General features: G+C 63.8%; 5 protein-coding genes. All 5 read right to left on the bottom strand.

The window, feature by feature from the left end; translation table 11 throughout:
• On the bottom strand, window positions 1-572 hold a 572-nt coding region (locus tag AHiyo1_RS25205), incomplete at its 3' end, for a hypothetical protein (protein WP_216363313.1).
• Between the two features lie 116 nt (window positions 573-688).
• The gene (locus tag AHiyo1_RS23015) at window positions 689-1297 is read right to left on the bottom strand and encodes a hypothetical protein (protein WP_059390151.1); all 609 of its coding nucleotides are present in this window, start codon (window positions 1295-1297) and stop codon (window positions 689-691) included.
• Window positions 1290-1664: a hypothetical protein gene (locus tag AHiyo1_RS23010; protein WP_059390150.1), complete on the bottom strand. Its 375-nt coding sequence runs from the start codon at window positions 1662-1664 to the stop codon at window positions 1290-1292. The genes AHiyo1_RS23015 and AHiyo1_RS23010 overlap by 8 nt, the downstream gene beginning before the upstream one ends.
• A 311-nt stretch (window positions 1665-1975) precedes the next feature.
• Window positions 1976-4204, bottom strand: a complete 2229-nt coding sequence (locus AHiyo1_RS23005; RefSeq protein ID WP_059390149.1) for a UvrD-helicase domain-containing protein — start codon at window positions 4202-4204, stop codon at window positions 1976-1978.
• A 100-nt stretch (window positions 4205-4304) separates the two neighbouring features.
• Window positions 4305-4781, bottom strand: a complete 477-nt coding sequence (locus AHiyo1_RS25845; RefSeq protein WP_059390148.1) for a hypothetical protein — start codon at window positions 4779-4781, stop codon at window positions 4305-4307.
• Between the last annotated feature and the right edge of the window lie 279 nt (window positions 4782-5060).

Raw genomic sequence — 5060 nt, 5'->3', positions numbered from 1 at the left:
GAGCTCGCGGCGGTGTGCCGTGCACGGGCCTGAGCCGCCCAGTGCGCCTCGAAGTGCTTCTGCATCGCGTCGTCGTCGAGGCCGCGCAGCTCGTGGATCTTCTTCACGAGCGCGAGCTGCTTCTCGCGGAAGGCCTGAACCTCGTTGCCGAGGACTTCACTCTCTTCGAGGTGCTCGCGCACCAGCTGCAGAAAGCGGTCAGCGTCGTACTTCTTCACCTCGAGCGAGCGTCCACCGCAGAGCTTCTCGGCCCAGTAGCGCACGTCGATGCTCGGCGCTCCGTCGGAGTAGTAGTGGTCGTCACCGCGGCCGGCGCTGGTGAAGAAGCCGATCATGTCGGGCTCGCGCGTGAAGACGAGGCCGTCGGCGATGTCGCCGGAAGTCGCGAGGTGGCCCGGCCAGGTGGTGACGTCCCAGCTCCACATGCGGGTGCCGGGGGCCTGGACGCGCAGGTGCTTGTACAGCCCGTCGTCATGCAGTACGACGAGGCGGTGGTCTCCGGTCTGCTCGACGAAGCCGCGGTACGCCGAGGCGTACGGGTTCTCGGGCTTCGGGCTTGCTGTGGTGGTCATGCTCGGACTCGTTTCGCGTGTGGGGTCAGGAAGAGATGGGCCAAACAGAGAGCGGCGGCGGAATCCGTATTGGATCCGCCGCCGCTCCCGGGCAGGCTCTGCCTGCCGTGGCTGTGTCAGTCGCCGTATTCGGGGCTGCCTGCCTTGTCGCCGTAGTCGATCGGGATCGACGGCGTGTAGCTCTGCGTCCGTCGAACATTGCTCTGCCTGGCCCTTGCCTGTGCAGCGCGACGTGCGGCGTTGACGGGCGGAACGGAACGCTCCGAACGCGGTGCCCGCTGCAGATGCGACTTGTCGGCGAGTGGCTCCGGGGTGGAGTCCAGCTCCTGGAGCGAGACCCCGCGAGGGCGGCCAAGACGCTGTCCGGCGATGTGGAAGGCTCTGCCGTTCGCCCGCTCACCGAGCACGATGGGCTCCAGGATCGGAAGGCCGCCTGGCTCTTCAGGAGCAAGGGTCCGCCAGATGAGGCGATGCGACGGCTTCGCATTCGGGTCAATGCCGACATAGGCTTCCGAGCAATCGGAGAGATCGGCATAGCTCGGCATGAACGAGAGGTGCTTCGTCCCTTGGTAGGTACCGCTCTGGACGGCGGCGAGCTTGGCGATCGTCACGTTGTACAGCCGGGCCTCGCGGCCCCGGGGGTTGACCATCGCCGCGTCGAACAGGGACTGCATGTCCTGCCGGAACCCGGGATCTGGCCGCAGCTTGAAGCGCCGGCTACTCATCGCGATCCTTCCCGCGCTGCTCCTTGCTCCAGGTCTCACGAAGGCTTGTGGTGAACTCGTCCAGCGACATCGTGGGCTCGGATTCGCCGGCCGCGCGACGAGCGTCGGATTCTCTGACCCGGCGGGCGACCTCCGCCTGGAACTGCTCTTCGTTCTCGGCGTCATGGGCGGCGAGGCGCAGCCAGTCCGAGAACGGGATGATCGCGGCCTCCGCGGTCACGTCATCGACGCCGAAGAACACAGGCTCGCCTTCCCCGCTGCGGAAGCGCGTGATGATCTTGCCGAGGTGCGGTTTGAGCTGCTCGTAGGGAATGACGGTGACGTCGAGCGGCGTGGTGTTGTCGGGGGTGCTATTCGGAGTGGTCATACGTTGATCCTATTGGAATACGAGTTGAATGGGAATGAGTCGCAGTTCCGACTGACTCCCGATAGCCCTGAGACAGAGGCCGGCCCCGCCGCTTGGATACACCAGGCGGCGGGGCCGATTCGGCTTCATGGTCAGAAGTCGATCGACTGCTTTGCCGGGCGGCGCAGCACTATGGAAGTGACCTCGAGCGAGCGAGGCTCTTCGCTTTTACGAGGTATTGCTTTCGGAGGATGAGAGCCAAAAGTGTGAAGGGCACCAACACAGGGCCACCGGGAATCCCCGGTGGCCCTGTGTTGGTGAGGCAGCGCCGATCAGGCGGTGACGAGCGCCGCCGCGTCCTTCTTGAGGGTGTCCTCGGTCTCCTCGTCGAGAAGATCGGGGTCGACACCGGCGGCGCGCGCGGCGTTCTGGATGTCGCGCTTGGTGAGCAGGTTGACGATCTGCTCATAGCTCGACTCGATCGGCGGGTTCTTCACCGTGCCGTAGGAGAGGATGTACTCCGTCTTCTTGGCGCGGGTGAAGGCGACGTAGAACTCGCGTCGCGATGCCTGCGACATCTTGGTGTCCTCCTTGTGCAGGATCACGACGTTGTCGAATTCCATGCCCTTGGCACCGTGGATGGTCGAGACGAGCAGATCGGCACCCGACTCGGCGTTCTTCTCCTTGCGCTCACGGTTCGCCTGGTTGGTCAGGCTCTGCCGTACCGCATTGTGGCGGATCTCGAACGAGAGCAGGTTGTCCCGCAGACGCTCGAAGAACTCCTTGTAGGACAGCGAGCCCTGCATGCAGAGCTGCTCCCAGCCACGGATAGCCGGAGCGTTCTCGGTCCACCACTTGGAGACCATGCGGAGCACGGCCTGCTCGACCTTCTTGTTTCCGGCGTTGCGCGTGAGCTTGTCCAGGTTGTCCTTGATGCCCTGGACCACCACGAAGGCGGCGTTGGCGGGCTGGACCTGGAGGACATCGTTCCAGAAGTTCTTGATGTACTTCGAGAAGATGTCGGTCGAGAAGACCTTCTCACTCACGAGCGAGGCGATGTGCCGCTGCGGGTACTTCTGCTGAAGCGCCTGCTGGATGATCGCGACCTCCATGCGGGAGTACGCCAGGAAGCAGACCTGCTCACCGCGGGCCAGGCAGTCGTCGACGTACCGGGAGATCGTGTGCATCACGATGCCCGACAGCTCCTCGCTGACGAATCCGCGCAGCTTGGGCACCGCGCGGTAGTCGAGCGTGACCTTCTCCTGGAAGGTCTTCGCCGTCGGCACGGCGAGCGAGTTCGCCTGCAGCTGGATACCGGCGATCTGGTTGGTCTCCAGGTCGCCGAGCACGACGTTGGCGAAGTCCAGGATCTCCTGGTTCGACCGGTAGTTCGTCGTGAGCTTGAAGGTCGAGAAGACCCCCGAGCCCTCCAGTGTGTTGAGCGCGCGCGGGTTCGCCGAGCGGAACTCGTACAGGGTCTGGCTGGCGTCGCCGACGATGAACAGGGACTGTGCGTGCTTGGTGATGTACTTCAGCACGTAGATGAACTCGAAGATCGAGTTGTCCTGCACCTCGTCGATGATCAGGTACTTGCTCTGCACGTGGGCCGGCTCCTGCATCGAGTCGATCCGCTGGTAGGCGATGATGATCTCCAGCTCGAGGGACGTCTGCTTGATCGTGTCGAGCAGTGACATCATCTCGTCGAAGTGGTTCTCGATGTAGGTGTTCAGCGAGGTGAACGCGCCCGTCTTGTTCTGGGCGACCTCCACCAGGCGCATGCGGAGCCCAGCAGCGAAGTTGTCCGTCGGGTAGAAGATGTCGATCGAGTTGATGATCGTGTCGATGCTCGACAGCTCGTGCGTCGGGTGGTTCAGCTTGTAGATGTCGTTGATCATCCGGGCGATGGTCATCGATCCGACGTTCGGATTCTTCGCCGTGATGTTGTCGGCCGCCGCGTTGGTGAACGACAGGACGGTGACGTCCGAGGCCGGCACGCCGCAGGCCTCGAGGTACTTGATGCGTTCCAGGATCACCGAGCTCTTGCCAGTGCCGGCACCGGCCTGCATCATCACCAGAGGCTCATGCGTGGTGACGCCGGAGAGCTGCTGGTGCGAGAGCTCCGGACGCAGCGCCGGAGGCGTCGACGGCTGGGCCGGCGTGTTGAGCTGGGGCTTCATGTTCTCGAGGTGCGAGAGGGTGTGGCTCATCAGCAGATTCAGGTTCTGCTTGGAGAGCGCCGCCGCGATGCCCTCGGAGAACACCCCCTCGATCTTCTTGTGGATCGAGCGGTAGGCCTCGAGCGGGACGTTGTACGTCTCCAGGTACCGCAGCTGCAGCGCAAGCGCGTTGAGCTGCTGGTCCGCCGGGTTCGACGGAAGGCCGTCGATGTAGGCGTTCACCTCATCGGCGATGCCCTCGGAGTCCCAGATCTCGGCCTGCCAGGCGATGCGATCGTGGACGTTGAAGCCGTTCGTCAGCCAGTCGGCCAGGGCATCAGGGTTCTGGTGCGTCAGGCCCGCGGCGCGGAGCACCTCGACGATGTAGGCGTGAGCATGGCCCATGGGTCGGTGTCCCAATTGAGAAATACGGCCGCGTCGTGGTTGCGGGGACCCGTCGTGGCCGAGACGATCGGCACACGCACCGGCTCCGCGGTGCCCTTCTTCACGAAGAACAGCTCCATCCGGTACTGGACGATGAAGTCACGGGAGATGGCGGTGCCGCCGGTGCTGGACTTGCCGTTGGCGTCCTCGAAGACTTCGCGCCCTGCGGTGTCATGTCGAAGAACACGTCCCAGTCGTTCGAGCCGGTCTCGATGACGCAGCGGTCGCCAGCCTGCGGGGTCGCGATCGTGAACGAGCCGCCGGCCTCGGTCAGCGCGCTGCGCAACAGCGGCGCAAACGGCAGGGACACGACAGTGATGCCGTGCTGGGTCGTGCTGGCCTTCTTCGTGATGTGGTCGATTGCCAGAGCGCTGTAGGCGGTGTTGCCGGCCTTGTCGGCGGGGCGCAGCTCGCTGTGGAGCAGCCCGGTCTTGTGCTTGCCGTTGCCGGTGAGCTTCGAGGAGAAGAACTTGGGGTCCACGGTCTTGGTCGAGGCCTGAACCGTGGTGAGATCGATGTCGTCGAGCAGGAGAGGCATGGTACGCGCTTTCTGGATCGGAGTGAGTAGAGACTGAATGACGTGTCGCATGACCCCGATAGGTGATGCGAAAGGCGATGAATACCCATTCTCCCCACTCGGATACGATGGGGCAATGCGTATCTGATAGGACTTGAAAGAGTCCATGAAAGAGCTGTCCACTGAGACGAAGAAGGCCACCGACTGTCGATCAGACAGCCGATGGCCTTACTTCCTCTGTGCTCTCCAGGTATCACCCGTCGGGGCCGTGAGGCCCCGAACACCGCGCGCCGGAGGCAG

This window comes from Arthrobacter sp. Hiyo1, assembly GCF_001263615.2.
Taxonomy (GTDB): Bacteria; Actinomycetota; Actinomycetes; order Actinomycetales; family Micrococcaceae; genus Arthrobacter.
The sequence above is the reverse complement of the archived record's forward strand: the minus strand, read 5'-3'. Positions and strand labels throughout refer to the sequence as shown.

Excerpts from the sequence above, each read along its gene's own strand:
- AHiyo1_RS23015 (WP_059390151.1), bottom strand. The coding sequence starts at position 1,297 with ATGAGTAGCCGGCGCTTCAAGCTGCGGCCAGATCCCGGGTTCCGGCAG.
- AHiyo1_RS23010 (WP_059390150.1), bottom strand. The coding sequence starts at position 1,664 with ATGACCACTCCGAATAGCACCCCCGACAACACCACGCCGCTCGACGTC.
- AHiyo1_RS23005 (WP_059390149.1), bottom strand. The coding sequence starts at position 4,204 with ATGGGCCATGCTCACGCCTACATCGTCGAGGTGCTCCGCGCCGCGGGC.
- AHiyo1_RS25845 (WP_059390148.1), bottom strand. The coding sequence starts at position 4,781 with ATGCCTCTCCTGCTCGACGACATCGATCTCACCACGGTTCAGGCCTCG.